The following is a 22,837-nucleotide window of genomic DNA, read 5'->3' as shown; positions in this document are numbered from 1 at the left end:
TATCCAAATTACCAATTTAGGAGGCGATGTTTGATCTGCTTACACAAATTTATACTTAATACAAATGAGTAAAACGGTACTTATCATAGCAATTATTTTTTTAATGTTCTCAGCGGCAAGTTGTGGCACTTTAAAAAATTCCAAAAAGTCTTTTAATACTAACGAAAACAGCAAGTACATCGATTCAATGATGAATAATGCACTCGATAAAGGGTTTTTTCCAGGAGCACAAATCGTGGTGGGCAGTAAGGATTCTATTTATTTACTGAAAAATTATGGCTTTCAGGACAGCAGAAAGAAAAGCAAAGTAACTACAAGCGACGTGTATGATGTGGCTTCCATGTCCAAGGTTTTAGGGGCAACCCTTGTGGCCATGAGTTTGGTTGGAGAGAAGAAATTACAATTAAAGGCGCAATTGGGCGATGTTGTTTCAGCATATAAAAATACGCCCATTGGCGATATAACGCTTTTTGAATTACTTACCCACACCACGGGATTAAAACCGAGTATCTTGTTCTACCAAAGCTTGCTTTCAACACCCGATGGTTCACCGTTGTTAAGCAGTCAACCATCCGAAGAATATCCAACAAAGTTCAACACAATGTACGTGCATAAAGATATAGTATATAACGCCAAATACCTTTCTTTTGAACCAAAGGAAAACTATGTTCAAATTTATAAAAACATGTGGTTGAATCCTGAATTCTATCAAGAAATGTATGGACAAATACCAATGGCCAAAACCAATATTCGTGGAAATTATTTGTACAGCGACTTAAATTTGATTTTAGTACAACAAATGATGGAGGCTAAAACAGGTATGAAATTGGACAAACTGGCTGATAGCAATTTCAACAAATTAGGTATTTCAAACATTGGTTACAATCCGTTAAATTGGACCGCAATTGAGCATGTTATTCCAACCGAGATTGATAATTTTTTTAGAAAAGATACCATAAGGGGGTTTGTACACGATGAAACTGCTGCTATTTTAGGGGGTGTTTCTGGAAATGCGGGTTTATTTGCAAATGCTGAATCCATTTCGGTGATATGCCAAATGTTACTTAACAAAGGGTATTACAGGGGCGAACAGATTCTTAAGCCTCGGGTTGTTAAAAAGTTTACAAAATCGCCATTGGCAAAAAAAGGTATTTTTCGGGGTATAGGTTTTGATAAGCGAAAACCAAATGCCTATTATAAAAAAAATGATTTCGGACATACAGGTTTTACCGGAACGTTTTTCTTTCTGAACCCGGTTACGGATAGGTTTTTAATTATTCTTACCAATCGCGTAAATCCATCGCGTACTAACAGATTAATGTATGAAGACGATTTTTCATCTAAAATCTGGAAGCAAATAAATAATTGACAACCATCATGTTGTATTTGTATCAAATATTTTAAACCTTAAAAAAATCTTCTTCCGTTACTGTTTTCGTTCCTAAGGTGCCCAAGTGGTTTATGGGTAAAAAGGAAACCATACAATTGGATAAAGGATACTTATTAATTGGCATAAAAAAAGCTACGGCCAGAATTTGCTTTAAAATATAGGTTTAAACCTTATTGGCGCATTATTGAACTGCTCCATGATTTTTGTCATGCTTTTTCGACTTTTAGTTTCGTAACTTTAGTGAAGTTAAGTTTAAAACCTATGTGCCATGATACGAAAAGCGCCTATATCAATGATAATGACTGCACCAGTTATTACATTAAAAAAACACGATAGCTTAGAGAAGGCTGAACGACTTTTTAAAAAGCACCATATAAGGCATATCCCCGTTGTTTCTGATGATGTGGTGGTAGGAATGTTGAGTTATACCGATTTACTTCGACTTAGTTTTGCCGATATAACCGATAGTGTTGATACCGATGCCGATGCCATGGTTTACAATATGTTCAGTATTAAACAGGTCATGAAACGAAACATTATTACGGTGTCTTCATCAAACTCCATAAAGGAAGTGGCAGAAATTCTAGCATCGAAAGAGTTTCATGCTTTGCCAGTGGTTGACAATAATAAATTGGTGGGAATTGTAACCACTACCGACCTTATAAAATATTTGCTGAAGCAGTTCTAGGTTCAAAAAAAATTATTTTGGATTTAATGGTATTTATAAAAAAACAAGCCTTTTTTAATTAAAATTTAAAACTTGCCATGAGAAAAATAACGCCCATTTCAGCCATAATGACAAAGAATATCATTGCACTAACCAGATCGGACAATTTAGAATATGCCGAAAAACTTTTCAAAAAACACAAAATAAGACATATACCTGTGGTAAGTGCGGAAAACGTTATTGGCATGCTAAGTTATTCCGATTTGTTGCGTATCAGTCTATCCGACCTAAACGATGATGAACAAAGTGTAGATTCAATAGTCTATAATATGTTTACTATTGAACAGGTTATGACCAAAAACGTGATAAGCGTTTCTAGTAAAACAACCATAAAGGAGGCTGCTGAAATTATCGCGAAACAAGAATTTCATGCCCTACCCATTGTAGATGACGGGGTTCTAATAGGAATAGTAACCACTACCGATTTACTAAACTACTTTATACGGCAATACTAAGAATTTGCAGCTGTTTTTAGTTCCTTAATAATTTCTAGCGGGTTGTTGTTTTTAAAAACAAAACTGCCAGCAACCAAAACATCGGCACCGGCATCAATAAGTGCCTTGGCGTTTTCGGTGTTAACGCCACCATCAATTTCAATAAGTGTTGAGGCGCCTTTGCGAACAATCAATTCTTTTAATTGTGCTATTTTATTATAGGTGTTGTTTATAAAACTTTGTCCGCCAAAACCAGGGTTTACGCTCATTATAAGAACCAAATCAATATCATTGATAGTGTCTTCCAATAGGTTTATGTTGGTATGCGGGTTTAATGATACGCCGGCCTTCATGCCTTCAGCCTTTATGGCTTGTAGGGTACGGTGCAAATGGGTACAGGCTTCATAATGAACGGTTAATATGTCGCTTCCTAAATCTACAAAGGTTTTAATATAGCGGTCTGGTTCGACAATCATCAAATGCACATCAATGGGCTTTTTTGTGTGTTTTGTAATGGCTTGAAGCACGGGCATTCCAAAAGAAATGTTGGGCACAAAAACACCATCCATAATATCAATATGGAACCAATCTGCTTCACTTTGGTTAACCATTTCAATGTCACGTTGTAAATTGGCAAAATCTGCCGCAAGCAATGAAGGTGCAATTAGTTTAGAACTCATTTTTAAGTATTGATTTTGTGCAAAAATAAGGGTTTTGGTTTACGATTGTTTGTTCTTCATAATAAAGTTTTCCACCATTGCAATCACTTTGTTGGCACAATCGCAATCGGCATTTTTTAACCAATTCAAATACTCAAATAGATTGTTAAGTTCTTGTTTGTTGTTTATGGTGGTAAAGCCAAAGTTATAATCTTCAAATATGCGCTGTTCAATAGGTGAGTCGATGATGTTGAAAATGTTTTTATGCCGTATATCGGCACAAATCTTTTTAAAGGTTGCGTCAACTATGGTTTCTTCACCTTCCAGAACCTGTAAAAAATTTCGGTCGGTGTACATTAAAATTCCTGTTATATTGTTTTTTGCGTTGTTGGTTCTGGCTTTTAAATATAAATCTTCAATATTTTTAAGCGATTCATTGTGCATGGAATCACTTATATAGCAAATAGTTTTTAGCATTAGGGTTTTTTTGTGGTTGTTCAAGTTTACTAAGTTATGAAAAAAATATAGAAAGGATGGTTTTGGAAGGAAAACGCGCGATTTTTAACAAGAAATAAACCCTCGGTAATCAGCCGAGGGTTCTTTCATCAATCAAAAAACGAACAGTTATGCGTAACTGTTTGTTGCTGTAATTTAGTGGTAATTTATAAAAAAACTAGCCTAAATACGTTTTTAATATTTTACTTCTAGAAGTATGTTTTAATCTTCTAATCGCTTTTTCCTTTATTTGGCGCACGCGCTCACGGGTTAAGTCGAAGGTCTCACCAATTTCTTCTAAGGTCATGGGGTGTTGGTTTCCCAAGCCAAAATACAATCGGATGACGTCTGCTTCACGAGGTGTTAAGGTTTCTAGGGCACGCTCAATTTCGGTGCGCAATGATTCGTGTAAAAGCTCCCTGTCTGGGTTTGGCGATTCGCCACTGTTCAAAACGTCGTATAAGTTGGAGTCTTCACCTTCAACTAAGGGGGCATCCATGCTTACGTGGCGTCCCGAGTTTTTCATAGACTCTTTTACATCGTTAATGGTCATGTCCAGTTCTTTGGCGATTTCTTCTGCTGAAGGCGGACGCTCGTGGCTTTGCTCTAAAAAAGCAAAGGTTTTATTGATTTTGTTGATAGAACCAATTTTGTTCAACGGCAAGCGAACAATACGCGATTGTTCGGCTAGTGCTTGTAGAATCGATTGACGAATCCACCAAACGGCATACGATATAAATTTAAAGCCACGTGTTTCATCAAAACGTTGTGCGGCCTTAATCAAGCCTAAATTGCCTTCGTTGATTAAATCGGGCAGGGTTAAGCCTTGGTTTTGGTATTGCTTAGCTACCGATACCACGAAACGTAAATTGGCCTTTGTCAACTTTTCCAAAGCTGCTTGGTCGCCTGCCTTGATGCGTTGTGCTAATTCTACTTCTTCATCTGCGGTAATTAAGTCAACTTTTCCAATTTCTTGAAGATATTTGTCTAACGAAGCGGTTTCTCTGTTGGTAACCTGTTTCGTAATTTTAAGTTGTCTCATCTAAAGTGTCTCCTGTAAGTTTTAAAATGACTTTTGTTATTCATTGGTTATACGCACACACATCAAAATATGTTACAAAATATGGTGCAAAAAAAAAATTAATGGGCTCGATTTGTTTTTTAGGACACTAAATTTAAAAATGGTCACTTTTGTTGAGGGCTTCGGTTTTCAGCATCTTAAAATCGTTCAAAGCCTTAACTAATTAAAGTTGCCACATTCATTTAATAGATTTAGTTTAAAAAAGAAGAATGTCTTACTTTATTCGTCCAACAAATCGGGTCGGCGTTCTTTGGTTCGCAAATAGGCCTGTTCTTCGCGCCATAGCTCAATTTTGGGCAAGTTGCCGCTAAACAGCAATTCGGGTACTTTCCAGCCTTTATAGTCGCGGGGTTTTGTGTAAATGGGTGGTGCCAATAAATTATCTTGAAAAGAATCGGTTAGGGCAGAGGTTTCGTTTCCCAAAACGCCTGGAATTAATCGGATTATGGCATCGCAAAGTACGGCTGCTCCCAGTTCGCCACCAGAAAGCACATAGTCTCCTATCGATATTTCGCGGGTTATAAAATGGTCGCGCACACGTTGGTCCACCCCTTTATAATGGCCACAAAGGATCATGATATTTTCCTTTAATGATAATTGGTTTGCTATGCCTTGTTTTAAGGTTTCACCATCGGGCGTCATATAGATAATCTCGTCGTATGTACGTTCTTTTTTAAGGGCCGAAATACATTTGTCTATGGGTTCAATCATCATGACCATGCCCGCGCCACCACCAAATTGTGTATCGTCAACCGATTTGTAATTATCGCTGGTGTAATCGCGTAAATTATGGAAATGCACTTCCACCAAATTGGCTTCAATGGCACGTTTTAAAATGGAGGCTTCAAAAGGGCTTTTAAGTAATTCCGGTAAAACGGTAATAATATCGATGCGCATGGTGTCTTGGAATAGTTTGCAAAGATAATGGATTTGATTGGGAAGTTTTCACTGTTTTTTCTTATTGAAAATTAAGCGTTACCATTACAAATGTTTTCAAGTGCATGAAAAATGGGTTAAGCACGAAGCACCAAGGTTATAAACATACCTCAAACCGCTACTAGGGCAATACGTTAATCTATTGGTTGCCTTTGGTCATTTTCTGTTTATTGATTTCATCCTGCAATTGGCGCCTTACCTTTTGCTCGCGCTCTACGGCGGTTTTTCGGTGTTCCTCAAACTCTTCCTCAAGTTCTGCAAGTGCACGTTTGGCATCTTTGGTAACAACGTGGCTATTTTTAAATTTATAAATGAAATAGGCCAAAAATGCCAATAAAACAATGATGATGCTCCACAAAAGTAAGCTGTAACCGCCTTTGCTCATTTGAATACCAAATAACGCTATGTTTTCTTTTTCGTTTTTGGTGGTATTTAAGTCGTTTTGCGTGGTGGCGAGGGTTGATTTTAAATTGTCAATTTCCTTAGCTTGGGCTTTTACCGTAATTTCGGTAGCGACTAAATCTTTGCGTAGGGCTTGTATGGAATCGAGCGTATGGGCTCTTAATTCGGTAATCCACTGAATTTTTATGAGTCTGTAATTTTGTCCACGCTCATCGTTCCAACCATTCGATTTTTTTATTACATATTCAAATTGATTGTTTAGGGTGCCACTATTTAACGATAGGTTATCTTCTTCATTATTAGGTGTTTGTGAAAAAGTTGATAGCGAAAACAAGAATAAAAATAAGGTTAAGTTTTTGATGCAAATCATGATAGAATGGGTTTTCAGTTTTTTTGGCTCACTAAGTTAAAAAATATAGTTAATAAAACACTTTAATTTTAACAAAAAGCCTCACATGGTGAGGCTAAATTTATATACGGTTAAAAATATAGATTGGACTTTTTAATTCATTTCTGTTTTTAATTTACAAAATTCACTAAATGTAAGTTGGTCTATCTAAAATTATAACGCTCTTTTTCTCCGTTGGAATTGATAAGCTCTATGCGCAAAGGTTCGTAATCCGATTTGTTTTTTAGAGCTTCCTGCGCATCATCGACCGAGTTTATTTTAGTGTCGTTAATGGCAGTGATGATAGCGCCCACTTTCACACCATTATTTTTCCAATAATCGGCGTATTTGGCATCCAGTTCAATAATTTTGATGCCATTAGGGGCTTTCAACCGTTTTAAATCTTCTAGCTTAGCATTTTTCACTCTTCCTACCAGTGGTAAGGTAAGCATTTCGTTGCGGGTAAGGGTTACGGCAATGTTCTTTATGGTGCCATCTCTTGAAATTTTCAGGTTTACTACATCGTTCACGCGTTTTGCACCAATATGTCCTGTTAAATCTGCAAATTTTGAAACTTTAACATGGTCGATTTCCTTGATAATATCGCCCTTTTTTATACCGGCTTTTTCAGCACCCGATTCTTCAACTACGCTGTCAACATAAATACCTTCGGTATCGTTAATACCTAATTTCTCTGCCGATTCGCTATTTAACGAACCGCCGCTTATGCCCAAAATACCGTTTTGTACGTTGCCAAATTCCATGATGTCTTCAATAACGCGACGTGCTATATTACTGGGCACCGCAAAAGAGTAGCCAATATAGGAGCCTGTTTGCGAAGAGATGGCTGTGTTTATCCCTATCAATTCGCCCCTGGTGTTTACCAAGGCACCTCCAGAGTTACCTGGGTTTACGGCAGCATCGGTTTGGATAAACGACTGCGAACTTGTGCCAGATAGATCGCGCGCTTTGGCACTTATGATGCCCGCTGTTACTGTTGATGTTAAGTTGAACGGGTTGCCAACTGCCAACACCCATTCGCCAATTTTTGCTTGATCGGAATCTGCAAAGGCCACAAAAGGCAAGTCCTCATCGGCATCAATTTTTAAAAGGGCAATGTCGGTTTTGGGGTCGGAACCAATTATTTTGGCATTAAATGTTTTGTTGTTGTTAAGTGTAACGGTTAATTGATCGGAATTATTGATAACATGATTGTTTGTAATAATATAACCATCGGCATTTATAATCACGCCAGAACCTGTTCCCATTTGGGCACGTTGTGGGTTTCTGCCAAAAAATAAATCTTCAAACGTCATCGACCCCGAGCTTATCGACACATTTTTTACGTGCACCACCGCATTTACGGCATTTTCGGCAGCAATTGTGAAGTCTGGGGCTTCATTGGTGCCCAATACGGTGCCTGTGTTGCTGGTAGGCAAATAAGGGGCGCTAACCCCCGACGTTGTTAAAGTAAATTTGTTTTCTGGCTCTAAAAAAAGTTTATAAGCACCTAAGGTTAAAGCACCGCCCAATGCGGAAACCAATACTAATGATAATAACTTCTTCATATTTTAATTACGTTTTTATTTTAAAGAACGACTAAAATTATATATTTATTGAATTCGATATTTTGTTTTAACTATTTTTAACGTGAACTTTAACGACCATTTAACACTCTATAAAACGGTTTAATATTTATATATTTGTGCTTTATGATGCAACAGGAATTTTATAAATATCAAGGAACAGGAAACGATTTTGTGATGATTGATAATCGTCTGCAAACGTTCAACAAAAAAGATACCAAACACATTGCATTTTTATGCGACCGACGATTTGGTATAGGAGCCGATGGGTTAATATTGCTTGAAAACCATCCCGATTTAGATTTTAGAATGGTGTACTACAATGCCGATGGCAATGAAAGTACCATGTGCGGCAATGGCGGCCGCTGTTTGGTGGCCTTTGCGAAACACTTGAGCGTAATTAGCAATAAAGCGGTTTTTGAAGCGATTGATGGTTTGCACCACGCAACGATTGAAAAAGGCATCGTGAAACTTCAAATGCAAGATGTTACGCATGTTGAAATGCATGAAAACCACGTATTTTTAAATACAGGTTCGCCGCATCATGTGCAATTTGAAGATAGCATTGAAAATTTCGACATCAAAACGAAAGGTGCAAAAATAAGGTATGGTTCACCTTATAATGAAGCGGGAAGCAATGTGAATTTTGTTAAGAAATTATCCAATCAAATTTTTGCCGTTAGAACTTACGAACGTGGCGTGGAAGATGAAACCCTATCTTGCGGAACAGGTGTAACAGCAGTAGCTTTGGCAATGCATGCCCTTAAAGAAACCGATAAAAACCTCATAACCCTCAAGGTACAGGGTGGCGAACTGCAGGTTTCGTTTGATGTTGAAAATGGCATCTATAAAAATGTATGGCTAATAGGGCCAGCAACTTATGTTTTTAGTGGAACAATATGATAACCCTAAAAGGAGACTACATCTATTTACGCGCTTTGGAACCTGAAGATTTGGAGTTTATTCACGCTATTGAAAACGACGAATCGGTTTGGGAAATGAGCAATACCACAACGCCCTATTCTAAATATTTGATCAAACAATATTTGGAGCAGGCGCACAAGGATATTTTTGAAGTGAAACAATTACGGCTGGTTATTTCAAGTTATAGCCATGTGGCCTTGGGCATGATCGATCTGTTCGATTTCGATTTTAAGAACAGTAGGGCAGGTGTGGGCATTTTGGTTAAAAACCCAACCGACCGTTTGAAGGGCGTTGGTAAAGAAGCCCTAAAGTTATTGGTTGATTATAGTTTTACGCATTTAGGATTGCATCAATTGTATTGCAATATTTCAGAAGACAACGAAGCCAGCCTCAAACTTTTTACCAACCAGGGTTTTCAAAACATCGGTCTAAAAAAAGAGTGGATTTTTTCCAACGGCACTTATAAAAACGAATACCTTTTTCAGCTTATAAATAATTAAATGTATATAAAAAAAATACTTCTTGCCATTGTGTTTATTGGGTTGGCCATTGCTGCCTACTTTGCCTATTATATTTACAATATCATGATTCATTCAAATACCGCTTTTAATAATGATACCGCTTATGTATATATTGCCACCAATGCCGATTATAACGACGTAAGGCAACAATTAGAGCCACTTTTGAAGGATATTAACACCTTTGATGCCTTGGCAAAACAGAAAAAATATGTAACTAACATTAAAGCCGGTCGTTATGCCATTAAAAAAGGGATGAACAATAACGATATTATCAATTCCATTAGAAGTAATAATCTTCCTATCATGTTGTCTTTTAACAATCAGGAATCTTTGGAAAGTTTGGCAGGAAGGGTTAGCGCCCAAATTGAGGCCGATAGTTTATCGTTGTTACAGGCTATGAAAGATGAATCATTCTTAAATCAGAATAGTTTCACTAATGCTACTGCTTTAGGTATGTACTTACCCAATAGCTATGAGTTTTTCTGGAACACATCCGCACAACAATTTCGGGCACGCATGCTAAAGGAATACAATCGGTTCTGGACCAGCGAACGAAACGCCAAAGCAAAAGCCATTGGTTTATCGCGCGACCAGGTTATTGCACTGGCATCCATCGTTTATGAGGAATCCAAACAAGTCTCCGAACAACCCAGAATTGCCGGTGTTTATATGAACCGCATAAAAATTGGTATGCCATTGCAAGCAGACCCAACCTTGAAATTTGCAGCGTATCAATTGCCAGAATATAAAAATACTGTTATTAAACGCGTTTTAAATATCCATAAAGACATTGTGTCGCCTTACAACACCTATAAAAATATTGGGTTGCCACCAGGGCTTATTGCCATGCCCGATATTTCGGCGGTCGATGCGGTTTTAAATTACGAAAAGCACCAATATCTTTATTTTGCCGCCGATGCAAAGCGTTTCGGGTTTCATAAGTTTGCAAAAACACTGTCGCAACATAACGTCAATGCGCAGGAATATCAGCAATATCTTTCTTCACAAGGAATTAATAAATAAGTGAAGTGGGCCTCATCAAAATACCTGCTATTTTGTATGTTGTGGGCTTTGGCAGCATCTTCCCAATCTAAGGTTGATACGTTTTTAACACCTTCGGATACCCTAAATAAACCAAGGCGACAAGCCCTAATTATTGCAGAGTCTTCCGTTGCTGGTATAACGTTACTAGGTTTAAACCAAATTTGGTATGCCGATTTTGAGCGTTCAAAATTCCACACCATTAACGATAACAACGAATGGCTTCAAATGGATAAAATGGGCCATGTCTTTTCTTCCTACCAACTCGGTAAACATGGTGCACATCTATTAAATTGGAGTGGTGTTGATAAAAAAGACCAGCTAATTTATGGAGCTACCCTGGGTTTCGCATTTTTAACAACCGTCGAGGTTTTAGATGGTTTTTCCAAAGAATGGGGGTTTTCGTGGGGCGATATGTTGGCAAACGCATCAGGGACAGGTTTGTACATAGGGCAAGAATTACTTTGGAAGGAACAACGTATCGCATTGAAATTCTCGTTTCATCAAACAAAATATGCCTCCCAACGTCCTGATAAGCTCGGGAACGGTTTTTTGGAACAGATTTTGAAGGACTACAACGGACAAACGTATTGGCTAAGTGGAAATTTACACGCTTTTTTCAATGAAAAAGACCTACCCAAATGGCTGAATGTTGCCGTAGGATATGGGGCTGACGGGATGTTGACGGGTTTGAAAGATGTTGACAATCAGTTGTTAACAAATATAAGCAGGCAGCGCCAATTCTATTTAAGTTTCGATGTAAATTTGTCGAATATTGAAACCAATTCTAAGGTGTTAAAGTTGTTTTTTGATGTTTTTAATATGATAAAAATTCCTTTTCCAACCTTGGAAATCAATAAAAAGGGCTGTGTATTTCATCTATTCTACTATTAAAAAAAGTAGATAAACGATTAATTTTGATATAATTAAAAATATATCTAATTTTGCAGGCTCAAATTTTCAAACGTTTTTACCATGTATTAATGTTGAAGAAATTTAGAAACTATGAGAAAAAGTATTGCAAGTTATCTAACACTAACTGTAACAATATGTATTCTATTGTTCGTGTTGTTTTCATCTAAAGAAACCGTAGATTTAAGTAAGTATTCAACCAATGGACTTACCTTAAACTACACCGTAAAGCCAGATGCGGGCATTAAGGACGGTGCTTTAGCGTCCAATGAAGTAAAAAAAACCTTTTCACCTTTTTTGGAAAAATCGTTTGTTGGTTTTAAGGAGGCCTTGGCCTTCAAGGAATCCAGGGGCAATTATTTTACGGTGAACGCCTTGGGCTATTTAGGGAAATACCAATTTGGAACCGAAACCTTAAAATTGATAGGTATCCATAATCCTACGCTGTTTTTAAAATCTCCAAAACTCCAAGAAAAGGCTTTTATTGCAAATACCGAACGTAACAAATGGATTTTGCGCAGGGATATTAAAAATTTCGTTGGAAAAACTATTAATGGTATTCTTATAACCGAATCGGGCATTTTGGCAGCGGCACATTTAGCGGGTGCGGGCAGCGTAAAAAATTATTTGAGAAGCTATGGTATTGATAATTTTGAAGATAGCTTCGGCACCAACATCGAATATTATATGAAGCGTTTTTCGGGCTACGACACGTCTTCTATTAAAGCCAACAAAAAAGCAAAAGCCATCTAGTTTTAGCTTTTATGAAGTATAAATAGCGTGGGTCTTTTATGAAGATCGACGCTATTTTTTTTCCATTGGGACGCTGTTTGTGTTTTTATGAATTCGGTTGGCAAGGTAATATCGCAGGCTACGCAAATGTTGGTATTTTGGTCTAGTACACTGCATAAATCTTCTAACATCTTGTTGTTTCTGTAAGGCGTTTCAATAAATAATTGTGATTGATCTTGCTCGAACGATAACCGTTCCAACCGCTTAATTTCGCTTTTTCGTTCGCCTTTATCTATGGGTAAATAGCCATTAAAAGCAAAACGCTGTCCGTTCATTCCAGAGCCCATCAAAGCCATTAAAATGGATGATGGGCCTACCAATGGCACAACTTTTATGTTTTTTTGGTGGGCAATTTTAACAACATCGGCACCCGGATCTGCAATGCCGGGGCAACCAGCTTCCGATAGCAAACCCACATTTACACCGTTAAGGCAGGGTTCTAAAAAAGTGGGCAGATCTGCAGCATCGGTATGTTTGTTCAAATGGAACATTTTCAGCGCAGGTTGCGATTTTTCGGGTGAAATACGTTTTATAAAATGGCGTGCCGTTTTGTCGTTTTCAACAATAAAGGTATCGATTTGATCAATTATTTGTTTCACTTTTATTGGAAGCACTTCTAGTGGGTCGTTGTCGCCCAAGGTTGTTGGTATTAAAAATAGTTTTCCTAACGGATTTGCCATTATTGTTTTATAAGTTTTTTTAGTTCTTTATTGCCTTTTTGGTCTGTTAATTCAATGAAATACAAGCCACTTGCCATTGTGTTGATATTTAATGTTGTTAGCGGTTGCTCTATTGCGGTGATGTGTTTTATTTGTTTGCCGTGAATATCGTAAATTTTAATAGATTCTAACGGATTTTTAAGATATGAAACATCAAAATTAACAGTGTTTTTTGTTGGATTTGGGTACATTGAAATACTTAATTGCTTGTGGTCTTCAATATGCAAACTGCTATCAATAATTTTAAAAATTTCCCCCGATTTTATAGCTGCAATGTAGAGTTCGCCATTAGTTGCTTCGCCAAAGGAAGTCCATCCTTTGTTGCTGTATTGCTTGGGAAACGTCATATTCCAATTCGTGCCGTTTTGTGTCAGCACCCCAATTTCATCGCTACAATAATCGGCAAAAAAATAGAGACCCGTTAAATTCGGGAATAGCGTACCCCTGTATCTATAGCCGCCTGTTATTGAACATTTTGAAAGCCCGCTACCAGAATGAGAATATTCCGCAATGGGTTGGGTTATGGTGTTTTGGTTGGGGCATCCGCCGCTCGTATTGTAAATGTGGTTTAATCCTTCATAGCAGCGCCACCCATAATTTAGGCCTGCCAACGACGCATTAACCATATTAATTTCTTCATAGGCATTTTGTCCTACATCGGCAATCCATAAATCGCCAGTAGATTTATCAAACGAAAATTTCCATGGGTTTCTTAATCCATACGCCCAAATTTCAGGTAGGGTATTGGCATTTCCATCGTTTAAAAAGGGGTTGGTTGCAGGAATGGCATAATTGTTTCCGTTGCTGGCATTATCAACATCAATACGCAATAGTTTGCCTAAAAGCGAATTCAAATTTTGGGCATTGTTATTGGGGTCGCCACTACCTCCACCATCGCCACTGGCAATGTATAAATAACCATCGCTACCAAAGGCCATATCGCCACCATTATGGTTTGCCGCGGGTTGGGTAATGGTTAATAAAACCAGTTCAGAGGTGGCGTTGGCGGTCGTTTCGTTTATTCTGGAGTACCTTGCTATTACGGTGTTGCCATCATTATTAACATAGTTTACATAAAAATAACCGTTTGATGCGTAATTTGGGTGAAATGCCAAACCTAGAAGTCCGCGTTCGCCACCAGAGTTACTCACTTTGCTGTCAATATCTAAAAAAGGGGTGCTGTTTACTGAATTATCGTCGTTCAAAATTTTTATGATGCCTTTTTGTTCAACCACAAACATTTTGGAATCGTTGGCGTGTTTTATGCTAACAGGCCTATCAAAACCGTTTGCAATTAATTGGATGTCGATGCTTTGTGCAGGCAAATAAGAAACCACGCAAAAAAGTATAAGTGTTATTATTCTTTTCATTTCACTAATAATTAAGGGGTTACGCTAGCCTAAGTTACAAAAAAAATACTGAAGATTTACTATTGCAGTTTTGCAGCAATAAGGGTACAGGCTTCATCCAGCATGTTAAAAACGCTTTCAAACCCATCATTGCCTCCATAATATGGATCGGGAACGTTGTAATTTTGGTTGGGATATACCTCGTCCATAATAAATTTAATCTTGCGTTTGTCCTGATCGTTTCTTGCAAGTTGGATGAGGTTTCTGTAATTGGATTCGTCCATAACGTAAATGTGGTCGAAGTTGTCAAAATCCGACACTTCAAATTGGCGCGCTTTCAAATTAGAAATATCCAAGGCGTGTTTTCTTGCTATGGAAATGGCACGCAAATCGGGTTTTTTTCCAATATGATAATTGCCAGTGCCCGCAGAATCGACAACAATGGTATTGGTGCTAAGCTTCGACCTTAAAATGCCCTCGGCTAATGGCGATCGACAAATATTGCCCAAGCAAACCATTAGGATTTTAACCATTTTAATTTAGTTTAAACGGATAGTTTTTTTGTAATATCTTCAACGTACTTTTTAAATTGTTTGTCTGTTGAAGTAAGGTTGTCAACGGTTTTGCATGCGTGCAGTACCGTAGCGTGGTCGCGTTTTCCTATTTGTGAACCAATACTTGCTAAGGAAGCCTTGGTGAATTTTTTTGCAAAGAACATGGCCAATTGGCGTGCCTGAACAATATGGCGCTTTCGGGTTTTTGACTGTAAGGTATCAATATCCATTTGAAAATAATCGGAAACGACTTTTTGTATGTAATCAATTGAAACCTCGCGTTTGGTGTTTTTTACAAATTTCTCAACAATGATGCGCGCTAAATCGATATTGATTTCTTTTTTGTTGAAAGAGGACTGTGCAATTAGCGATATAATGGCACCTTCGAGTTCCCTTACGTTGGTCTTGATGTTTTTGGCAATGTATTCAATAATATCATTGGGCATTTCAACACCATCGCGGTATAATTTATTTTTCAAAATAGACACGCGGGTTTCAAAATCGGGCGTTTGCAATTCTGCTGATAATCCCCATTTAAAGCGGGAAAGTAAGCGTTGTTCAATATCCTGCATGTCAACAGGTGCCTTGTCGCTTGTTAAAATAACCTGCTTGCCGTTTTGGTGCAAATGGTTGAAAATATGGAAAAACACATCTTGTGTGCCTGTTTTGCCCGAAAGAAATTGTACGTCGTCAATAATTAACACATCGATGATTTGATAAAAATGTATAAAATCATTTCTGTTGTTTTTCTTAACAGAATCGATGTATTGTTGCGTAAATTTTTCTGCGGAAATATATAAAACCGTTTTTTCAGGGTATTTGTCCTTAATGTCAACACCAATGGCGTGCGCCAAATGTGTTTTGCCTAAACCAACACCGCCAAAAATAAGCAGCGGATTAAAGGAAGTGCCTCCTGGTTTTGATGCCACCGCTAAACCTGCGCTGCGTGCCAAACGGTTGGAGTCGCCTTCCAAAAAGTTTTCAAAACTGTAATTTGGGTTAAGTTGCGATTCAATTTTTACATTGCGGATGCCCGGAATAACAAACGGGTTTCGTAGCTCCGGGTTTTTGTTGTTTAAAGGAATGTCAACTTCCTGCGATTTTACGGCGCTTCGGTTTGAACTGGGTATTTTTTCGGTAAATGGTTGTTTATTGCCATAGGTGTTTTCCATTTTTATAATGTAAACAAGTTTGGCCTTTTCGCCCAATTCTTTGGTAAGCGATACTTTTAATATTTTAACGTAGTGCTCTTCAAGCCATTCGTAGAAAAATTTACTGGGTACTTGAATGCTCAAAGCGTTATCGGTAAGCTTAACCGCTACAATTGGTTCGAACCAAGTTTTATATGCTTGCGGCTGAATATTATCTTTTATGAATTCAAGACAGTTATTCCATACCGATTGCGCAGTTACACTCATTATTGATTTTATGGTTTTGTTGGTTATTGTAATGTAAGAAAATTGAATTCTCTTATCCCCCTTTTTAGTTTGGCAAATATGTGAACAAAATTCTTAAAAAAAAAACGAATTACTGTTGAATTTTTAAAAAAATTTCCCCATGTTTAACCTCTTGCCGAAACTACAAAAAAATATTAAATAAACCTTATGAAATTCGACGAAATACAAATAAGAGTGAGATATGGTGAAACCGACCAAATGGGTGTCGTTTATCATGGGAATTACGCATTATATCTGGAGATGGGCCGCATCGAGTGGTTGCGAAAATTAGGCATTTCGTATAAAAATATGGAAGAAAATGGTGTGATGCTTCCCGTAGTTTCCTTAAACATAAATTATAAAAAATCAGCAGTTTATGACGATGTAATTAATGTAAAAACACAACTAAAAAACACCCCTTCCGCACGCATAGAATTTGAGTATGAAATAACCAATGAACAGGGTGAAATTTTAACGTTGGCTAATACCACTTTGGTTTTTATAGACATGAAAACCAACCGGCCCATGCGCGCTCCCCAATACATTTTGGACGCTATTAATAATTAGTCTAAATTGCTTGGATATCGATTTCAAAAAGATTATCGAAGGTTTTAAAAACGGCTGCGGCTTCTGTTTTCCTAACCGATATAAAAAGGTTGCAACGAAGTTCTAGTTTTTGGTGGGTAATCTCTACGTTTTTTTCTTTGATGATGCGCATCACGGTATTCATGTTTTTATAATCGAACGTGATACCGTAGTTCACATTAATTGTTTTCTCTACGATATTTGACGCTTCCAAAGTGAACTGCGCGGTGGTTTTATAAGCACTCATTAAACCGCCTACCCCCAATTTAACCCCGCCAAAATACCGAACCACAACAATTAAAATGTTGGTAAGCCCAAACGCTTGTATTTGCCCATAAATAGGCATGCCCGCAGAATTGCTCGGTTCGCCATCATCATTAGCGCGAAAGGAAATAATTTCAGTTCCCAATTGGTAGGCATAGCACCAATGGCGTGCCGCATGGTGCTCTTTTTTTAAAGCTTCAATATGTTGTTTTACGGCCTCTTCGGTTAAAACTGGGAACGCATAGCCGTAAAACTTGCTGTTTTTTTCTTTGAAAAGAACGGGTTCAGTAGCGGTTTCAATGGTTTTGTATGTGTCCTTTTCAATCAAATTAAAAAAGTGTGCTCTTGATTTTAAATAAATTTGAAACATCCTGTGTTTCTGGGTCGATATGCCAAGTTTCTATGCCCAACAATTTGGCGGTTTTGCAGTTGGCTTCATTATCGTCAATAAACAAACAGTTTTTGGCGCTCAGGTTATTTTCCTTTAAAACAAATTCAAAAATAGCCCTGTCTGGCTTTCTTAAATAAATTTCATGCGACAGGTAAAAAGCATCAAAGCAGTTTTTAAAGGTTTCGTAGAAAGCGATGTTTTCTTTCACCCAGTCGATATGAAGCTGGTTGGTATTGCTCAATAAAATGAGTTTGTATTTGGAATCGTTTTTTAGCTGTTGAAGAAATTCCAAGCGGTGTTTTGGGAAATCCTTCAGCATAAAGTTCCAGGTAAATGTTAGGTCTTCCGTTGAAATGTCCGGAAAATTTTCAGTGTAAAACGCGATGAATTCTTCCGTTGAAATCAGGCCTTGTTCATAAAGGGAATTAAAAGCTAGCATTTCTTCTGAAAAGGCATCGATTTTAAACGTTTCAAACGTGTGTTTTATGGCGCCTTCAATGTCTAAATTGATAAAAACGTTGCCAAAGTCGAAAATGATGGTTTTAATCATTGCTGTAAATTTTAAGAATATCGGTGCTAATTTTTTCTTCGGAAATGAGTGGTCCGGAAAATCGGGGAGCTTTCACACCACTTTGAAACAGGACGTTGCCGGTAAATACGCGTGCTTCGTCCCAAAGGGCCTCATCAATAAAGGTTTGAAGCGTTTGGGAGCCACCTTCTATGATAACGGACTGGATGCCATGGTTAAAAAGCACCTCGCAAATTTGCTGTGCTACGGCGGTTTTTAAGTTGAAATTAATAAATTCTAAATGCCAATTATTAATCTTCTGTACATCGCCTTCCAATATCTTTTTTCGGTTTTCTGTTTCATTACAAATCACTAGGGTTTCAGCTTCATTATTAAAAACACGCAATTCCTTTGAAAGCATTCTTTCTTTATCTAGCACAATCCTAATGGGGTTTTGCCCAGTCCAATCCCTTACCGTTAAATGTGGGTTGTCTTGCAAAACGGCATTTGCGCCCACTAAAATGGCCTGTTCTTCTGCGCGCCATTTGTGTACCAATTGTCTGGAAAACGCATTGGTAATCCATACGGGTTTTTGTTCTTGTTTTGTTTCTGGAGCTATAAAACCATCTAAGGTTTCGGCCCATTTTAATATTATATAGGGGCGTTTTTTGTTATGAAAGGTAAAAAAACGTTTGTGATGCGCCTTACATTCGCTTTCCAAAACACCAAGAATAACGTTGCATCCTGCATTTTTTAGCTTTTCAATGCCTTTGCCCGCTACCAAACTATTATCGTCCTTACAGCCAATTACCACATTTGGAATTTGGTGTTTTATAATCAGGTCGCTACAAGGCGGTGTTTTGCCAAAATGCGAACAGGGTTCTAGGCTCACGTACAGTGTCGCTTTTTTTAAAAGCGATTTATCTTTCACCGAATTTATGGCATTCACTTCTGCGTGGTTGCCACCGTAAGCACTTGTAAAACCCTCACCAATAATTTGGTTGTTGTAAACGATAACGCTACCAACCATGGGGTTGGGTCGGGTAGTGCCCAGGCCATTTTCGGCAATTTGTAGGCAACGCTTTATAAAGGTTTCGTGTGGTTTCAAAAAAATATTATTGAATGTCTATTTCCTCGGTTTTGTCTAGGGCATAAGTTGCGGTATAACCCAACACTTTGTAATTTATGGCACCCTTGTACTGCACTTTTATTTTTTTGCTAAGCAAGCTGCCAATAAGCCCACTTAAATTGGCATCGCCAAAAACACTTTCAATAGGAACATGCGCTGTTAAAGGCATTGAAAACGCTTTGTTTGCGGGCACTTGAAATTTTACGTTTGCTAGGGTTGCTGTTTCATGGTCGTTTACAAACACCTTTATATCCTGGGTTTCTAGTTCGCCGCCCACAATATTGGGGTTTGAAAACAAGGCATCGGCTGTAAAAATGATGAATTCGGGAGTCGATTCCTTAATTTTAATGTTTTCAACCCCAACAAATTCCGGTTTTTCGTTCACGGAACAGTTGAAAAAAGCAAGTAGGATTGTTGATAATATTATTAGCCGTTTCATGTTTGTTTTTTTTTATTTGATGTATCTTCATCCCAAAATTTTCGCCATAAAATTAACATTTTTAATGAAGCAACGCTAGGCGAATGGCGAATAACAAATAGCGATTTTTGAATTTGTGAACAATTAAAATGAATTTAACGCTTTGAAAAGGCTGAATTGGCATCAATAAAATGACATTAAAGGACATGCAACATACGTTTCACCAAGAACTGGATGTTTTGTATGGAAAAGAAGAAGTTGATAGTTTCTTTTTCATGGCAATCGATGCGCTTTACCATGTTTCCAGAATGGCACTGGCCTTAAAACCAAACTATACGGTTGATGACTTTAATCCCATTTTAAATGTCTTGGAATTATTAAAACAGGAAAAACCCATACAATATATTTTGGGCGAAACCGAGTTTTGTGGCTTGCCTTTCAAGGTGAACGGACATACTTTGATACCTAGGCCCGAAACCGAAGAATTGGTGGAATGGATACTTTCCGAATTCAACATTCAAAATTCAGAAATAAAAATTTTAGATATAGGAACGGGTAGTGGCTGTATTGCCATTGCCTTGGCAAAAAAATGGCCCAAAGCAAGCGTTTATGCTTTGGATGTGAGTGCCGATGCCCTAAAAATGGCCAAACAAAATGCCGCATTAAATAAGGTAGAAGTCGTATTTGTAGAGGCAGACATTTTGGGGATGCAAGGCAAAATACCAAGTGCGGATGAACCCAGGTTGAAATTGAACGAACTAAAGTTTGATATTATAGTTTCAAATCCGCCGTATGTGCGCGAGCTTGAAAAACAATACATGAAACCTAACGTTTTAAACAACGAACCCCATTTGGCGCTGTTTGTTAAGGATGAAAATCCGTTGGTGTTCTATAAAACCATCACGGAATTTGCGGTTAGGAATCTATCAAAAAACGGTTTGCTTTTTTTTGAGATCAATGAGTTTTTGGCAAAGGATACCATTCAGTTACTGGTGGCAAACCATTTTAGTAGTATCGAACTGAAACAAGACATTTTTAAGAAAGATAGAATGATAAAAGGCGTTAAAACAGGCGATTGATGTTTTGCGGATTTTTTATATTTAAAACAATTTTCAGCACATTGTTTATTGCATTAGTGACCTAAAAATATGAGTACAGAACAGCACATAAAAAAATTACGCGACGAGTTAAACCAGCACAACTACAACTATTACGTGCTGGATAATGCCACCATTTCCGATTTTGAATTCGATAAAAAACTTCAGGAGCTCCAGGAACTGGAAAGGCTTCACCCCGAGTTTTTTGACGCCAATTCCCCAACACAGCGGGTAGGCGGGGAAGTAACCAAAAACTTTGAAACCGTTCCGCACAACCACCGCATGTATTCCTTGGATAATTCCTATTCCAAAGAAGATGTATTGGATTGGGAAGCGCGCCTAAAAAAAATAGTTGATGGCCCTGTACACTATACCTGCGAGCTAAAATACGATGGTGCATCCATCAGTTTAACCTATGAAAAGGGCGTGTTGGTAAAAGCAATTACACGGGGTGATGGCTTTCAGGGCGATAACGTAACGGCCAATGTGAAAACCATCAAATCGGTACCATTACAGTTGAAAGGCGATTTCCCTGAGAAATTTGATATACGGGGAGAAATTGTTTTGCCATTTGAAGGTTTCAACAAAATGAACGAAGAGCGCATTGAAATTGGCGAAGAACCATATAGAAACCCACGGAACACGGCTTCGGGCAGTTTAAAATTACAAGACAGTGCCGAAGTTGCAAAACGCCCCTTAGAGTGCCTGCTTTACAGTATTACGGGTTCTAATTTAGGAATAAATACCCAATTTGAAAGCTTGGAAAAAGCCAGAACATGGGGTTTTAAAGTGCCCCGGGCCGCTAAATTGGTTCATTCCATTGCAGAGGTTTTTGAATTTATTGATTATTGGAACAGCCATCGCCACAGCTTACCTTACGAAACCGATGGGGTTGTAATTAAGGTAAACAGTTTACGGCAACAGGAAGAGTTGGGCCATACCGCCAAAGCACCCCGTTGGGCCATTGCCTACAAGTTTAAAGCAGAACAGGTTTCAACACTATTAAATAGCATTTCCTACCAGGTGGGAAGAACCGGCGCGATAACCCCTGTGGCCAATTTAGAGCCGGTTGAATTGGCCGGAACCACCGTAAAACGTGCTTCTTTGCATAATGCCGACCAAATAGAAAAACTCGACATTCGGGTTGGTGATGCGGTGTATGTTGAAAAAGGGGGTGAAATCATTCCAAAAATTTTGGGAGTTGATTTAAGTCGGCGCCCTTCAAATTCCCAACCCACCCAGTACATCACCCATTGTCCTGAATGTGCCACCCAACTTGTTAGGGTAGCAGGCGAGGCACAGCATTATTGCCCAAATTATAATGGGTGCAAACCGCAAATAATAGGGCGCATCCAGCATTTTATTTCCAGAAAGGCCATGGATATTGAAGGGTTGGGCGGTGAAACGGTTGCTTTGTTGGTGAATGTAGGACTTATAGATAATTACTCCGATTTGTACGAACTTACCAAGGAGCAAGTGGTTCCTTTGGAACGCATGGCAGAGAAAAGTGCCGATAATCTTATCCAAGGAATCCAACAATCAAAAAACATTCCCTTTGAACGTGTTCTATACGCCTTGGGCATTCGTTACGTGGGCGAAACAGTAGCTAAAAAATTGGCGAAACATTATAAAAGTATCGCTGCCATTGCAGAGGCTTCCGTAAGTGATTTGGTAAACGTTGATGAAATTGGTATTAAAATTGCCGAAAGTGTTTTAGACTTTTTTTCTTCGGAAGAAAATATGCTCATTATTAACAGGTTGAGGGATTTTGGATTGCAATTGGAGATTTCCGAAGAACAGCGCATGGGTCAAACCGATAAACTTAATGGGCAAAGTATCGTGGTCTCGGGTGTTTTTGAAAGCCTTACCCGCGATGAACTTAAAAAGCTAATAGAAGATAACGGCGGTAAGGTAAGTAGTTCCATTTCATCAAAAACAAGTTTTATTGTAGCGGGCGATGCCATGGGGCCCAGTAAAAAGAAGAAGGCCGAAGATTTGGGCATAAACATTATAAATGAATATCAATTCTTACAAAAAATTAAATAAATTTTAAAAAAATCGATAAAAAGCATTTTTTTATCGTTTAATTGTAATTTATT

At 38.0% G+C, this 22,837-nt stretch carries 25 protein-coding genes; 11 read left to right on the top strand and 14 right to left on the bottom strand.

The features are described 5' to 3' along the window. The first annotated feature begins 64 nt into the window (after window positions 1-64). The 3 genes from GQO80_RS12890 to GQO80_RS12880 all read left to right on the top strand — a co-directional run bounded on the left by GQO80_RS12890 (window position 65) and on the right by GQO80_RS12880 (window position 2,572). Window positions 65-1,369 carry a serine hydrolase domain-containing protein gene (locus GQO80_RS12890; RefSeq protein ID WP_157208776.1) on the top strand — a complete coding sequence of 435 codons (1,305 nt, stop codon included), beginning with the start codon at window positions 65-67 and terminating at the stop codon, window positions 1,367-1,369. A gap of 289 nt (window positions 1,370-1,658) precedes the next feature. Beyond that, a complete protein-coding gene (locus GQO80_RS12885) occupies window positions 1,659-2,078 on the top strand; it encodes a CBS domain-containing protein (protein ID WP_157208775.1) in 420 nt (139 codons plus the stop codon). 77 nt (window positions 2,079-2,155) lie between these two features. Beyond that, window positions 2,156-2,572 carry a CBS domain-containing protein gene (locus GQO80_RS12880; protein ID WP_157208774.1) on the top strand — a complete coding sequence of 139 codons (417 nt, stop codon included), beginning with the start codon at window positions 2,156-2,158 and terminating at the stop codon, window positions 2,570-2,572. Here GQO80_RS12880 and rpe read toward each other — a convergent pair. The 6 genes from rpe to GQO80_RS12850 all read right to left on the bottom strand — a co-directional run bounded on the left by rpe (window position 2,569) and on the right by GQO80_RS12850 (window position 8,080). Beyond that, a complete protein-coding gene (rpe, locus tag GQO80_RS12875) occupies window positions 2,569-3,231 on the bottom strand; it encodes a ribulose-phosphate 3-epimerase (protein ID WP_157208773.1) in 663 nt (220 codons plus the stop codon). The genes GQO80_RS12880 and rpe overlap by 4 nt on opposite strands. Window positions 3,232-3,270: 39 nt before the next feature. Next, window positions 3,271-3,687 (bottom strand): BLUF domain-containing protein, encoded by a 417-nt coding sequence (locus tag GQO80_RS12870; protein ID WP_157208772.1) that lies wholly within the window; start codon window positions 3,685-3,687, stop codon window positions 3,271-3,273. Between the two features lie 196 nt (window positions 3,688-3,883). Further along, window positions 3,884-4,747 carry a sigma-70 family RNA polymerase sigma factor gene (locus GQO80_RS12865; RefSeq protein ID WP_100610046.1) on the bottom strand — a complete coding sequence of 288 codons (864 nt, stop codon included), beginning with the start codon at window positions 4,745-4,747 and terminating at the stop codon, window positions 3,884-3,886. Between the two features lie 258 nt (window positions 4,748-5,005). Next, window positions 5,006-5,683: a tRNA (guanosine(37)-N1)-methyltransferase TrmD gene (gene trmD / locus GQO80_RS12860; protein ID WP_157208771.1), complete on the bottom strand. Its 678-nt coding sequence runs from the start codon at window positions 5,681-5,683 to the stop codon at window positions 5,006-5,008. Window positions 5,684-5,861: 178 nt separating this feature from the next. After that, window positions 5,862-6,494, bottom strand: a complete 633-nt coding sequence (locus GQO80_RS12855; protein WP_157208770.1) for a tRNA (guanine-N1)-methyltransferase — start codon at window positions 6,492-6,494, stop codon at window positions 5,862-5,864. Window positions 6,495-6,676: 182 nt separating this feature from the next. Next, window positions 6,677-8,080, bottom strand: coding sequence for a trypsin-like peptidase domain-containing protein (locus GQO80_RS12850; protein ID WP_157208769.1), 1,404 nt, complete (start codon window positions 8,078-8,080; stop codon window positions 6,677-6,679). Between the two features lie 147 nt (window positions 8,081-8,227). Here GQO80_RS12850 and dapF point away from each other — a divergent pair, with 147 nt between their 5' ends. From dapF to GQO80_RS12825, 5 genes are all read left to right on the top strand, one after another. Continuing rightward, window positions 8,228-9,001: a diaminopimelate epimerase gene (gene dapF, locus GQO80_RS12845; protein ID WP_157208829.1), complete on the top strand. Its 774-nt coding sequence runs from the start codon at window positions 8,228-8,230 to the stop codon at window positions 8,999-9,001. Then, entirely contained in the window at window positions 8,998-9,522 is a 525-nt protein-coding gene (locus GQO80_RS12840) for a GNAT family N-acetyltransferase (RefSeq protein ID WP_157208768.1), read from the top strand. Before dapF ends, GQO80_RS12840 begins: the two co-directional genes overlap by 4 nt. Further along, the gene (gene mltG, locus GQO80_RS12835) at window positions 9,523-10,566 is read left to right on the top strand and encodes an endolytic transglycosylase MltG (protein ID WP_157208767.1); all 1,044 of its coding nucleotides are present in this window, start codon (window positions 9,523-9,525) and stop codon (window positions 10,564-10,566) included. Between the two features lie 36 nt (window positions 10,567-10,602). Then, the gene (locus GQO80_RS12830; protein WP_157208828.1) at window positions 10,603-11,478 is read left to right on the top strand and encodes a DUF2279 domain-containing protein; all 876 of its coding nucleotides are present in this window, start codon (window positions 10,603-10,605) and stop codon (window positions 11,476-11,478) included. 111 nt (window positions 11,479-11,589) lie between these two features. Beyond that, window positions 11,590-12,249, top strand: a complete 660-nt coding sequence (locus GQO80_RS12825) for a peptidoglycan-binding protein LysM (RefSeq protein ID WP_157208766.1) — start codon at window positions 11,590-11,592, stop codon at window positions 12,247-12,249. A 2-nt stretch (window positions 12,250-12,251) separates the two neighbouring features. On the opposite strand, the gene GQO80_RS12820 is transcribed toward GQO80_RS12825, so the two are convergent. Genes GQO80_RS12820 through dnaA form a run of 4 tightly spaced genes read right to left on the bottom strand, consistent with a single transcriptional unit; the run spans window position 12,252 to window position 16,328 of the window. Continuing rightward, on the bottom strand, window positions 12,252-12,968 hold the full coding sequence (locus GQO80_RS12820) for an SAM-dependent methyltransferase (RefSeq protein WP_157208765.1): 717 nt from the start codon (window positions 12,966-12,968) through the stop codon (window positions 12,252-12,254). After that, the gene (locus tag GQO80_RS12815; RefSeq protein ID WP_157208764.1) at window positions 12,968-14,377 is read right to left on the bottom strand and encodes a PQQ-dependent sugar dehydrogenase; all 1,410 of its coding nucleotides are present in this window, start codon (window positions 14,375-14,377) and stop codon (window positions 12,968-12,970) included. Before GQO80_RS12815 ends, GQO80_RS12820 begins: the two co-directional genes overlap by 1 nt. A gap of 59 nt (window positions 14,378-14,436) precedes the next feature. Further along, window positions 14,437-14,889, bottom strand: a complete 453-nt coding sequence (locus GQO80_RS12810) for a low molecular weight protein-tyrosine-phosphatase (protein WP_157208763.1) — start codon at window positions 14,887-14,889, stop codon at window positions 14,437-14,439. Window positions 14,890-14,900: 11 nt separating this feature from the next. Continuing rightward, the gene (gene dnaA, locus GQO80_RS12805; protein ID WP_157208762.1) at window positions 14,901-16,328 is read right to left on the bottom strand and encodes a chromosomal replication initiator protein DnaA; all 1,428 of its coding nucleotides are present in this window, start codon (window positions 16,326-16,328) and stop codon (window positions 14,901-14,903) included. A 186-nt stretch (window positions 16,329-16,514) separates the two neighbouring features. Between dnaA and GQO80_RS12800 the strand changes: the two genes are divergently transcribed. Beyond that, window positions 16,515-16,913, top strand: a complete 399-nt coding sequence (locus GQO80_RS12800) for an acyl-CoA thioesterase (protein ID WP_157208761.1) — start codon at window positions 16,515-16,517, stop codon at window positions 16,911-16,913. Window position 16,914: 1 nt separating this feature from the next. Here GQO80_RS12800 and GQO80_RS12795 read toward each other — a convergent pair whose 3' ends face one another. The 4 genes from GQO80_RS12795 to GQO80_RS12780 are packed head-to-tail and all read right to left on the bottom strand — an operon-like array spanning window position 16,915 to window position 19,662. Continuing rightward, window positions 16,915-17,523, bottom strand: coding sequence for an IMPACT family protein (locus GQO80_RS12795; RefSeq protein WP_232333182.1), 609 nt, complete (start codon window positions 17,521-17,523; stop codon window positions 16,915-16,917). A gap of 1 nt (window position 17,524) precedes the next feature. Further along, a complete protein-coding gene (locus GQO80_RS12790) occupies window positions 17,525-18,136 on the bottom strand; it encodes an HAD family hydrolase (RefSeq protein ID WP_157208759.1) in 612 nt (203 codons plus the stop codon). Further along, window positions 18,129-19,202, bottom strand: a complete 1,074-nt coding sequence (gene ribD, locus GQO80_RS12785; RefSeq protein ID WP_157208758.1) for a bifunctional diaminohydroxyphosphoribosylaminopyrimidine deaminase/5-amino-6-(5-phosphoribosylamino)uracil reductase RibD — start codon at window positions 19,200-19,202, stop codon at window positions 18,129-18,131. The genes GQO80_RS12790 and ribD overlap by 8 nt, the downstream gene beginning before the upstream one ends. Window positions 19,203-19,209: 7 nt before the next feature. After that, complete coding sequence (locus GQO80_RS12780; protein ID WP_157208757.1) at window positions 19,210-19,662, bottom strand: hypothetical protein; 453 nt, start codon at window positions 19,660-19,662, stop codon at window positions 19,210-19,212. Between the two features lie 170 nt (window positions 19,663-19,832). On the opposite strand from GQO80_RS12780, the gene prmC reads away from it, so the two are divergent. Beyond that, entirely contained in the window at window positions 19,833-20,720 is an 888-nt protein-coding gene (gene prmC / locus GQO80_RS12775) for a peptide chain release factor N(5)-glutamine methyltransferase (protein WP_157208756.1), read from the top strand. Between the two features lie 69 nt (window positions 20,721-20,789). Continuing rightward, the gene (gene ligA / locus GQO80_RS12770; RefSeq protein WP_157208755.1) at window positions 20,790-22,784 is read left to right on the top strand and encodes an NAD-dependent DNA ligase LigA; all 1,995 of its coding nucleotides are present in this window, start codon (window positions 20,790-20,792) and stop codon (window positions 22,782-22,784) included. Window positions 22,785-22,837: the final 53 nt, after the last annotated feature.

The sequence above is a fragment of the Mariniflexile maritimum genome (assembly GCF_009746565.1).
GTDB classification, from domain to species: Bacteria; Bacteroidota; Bacteroidia; order Flavobacteriales; family Flavobacteriaceae; genus Mariniflexile; species Mariniflexile maritimum.
Note: the sequence above shows the minus strand (reverse complement) of the source record. Positions and strands in the feature narration are given on the sequence as shown.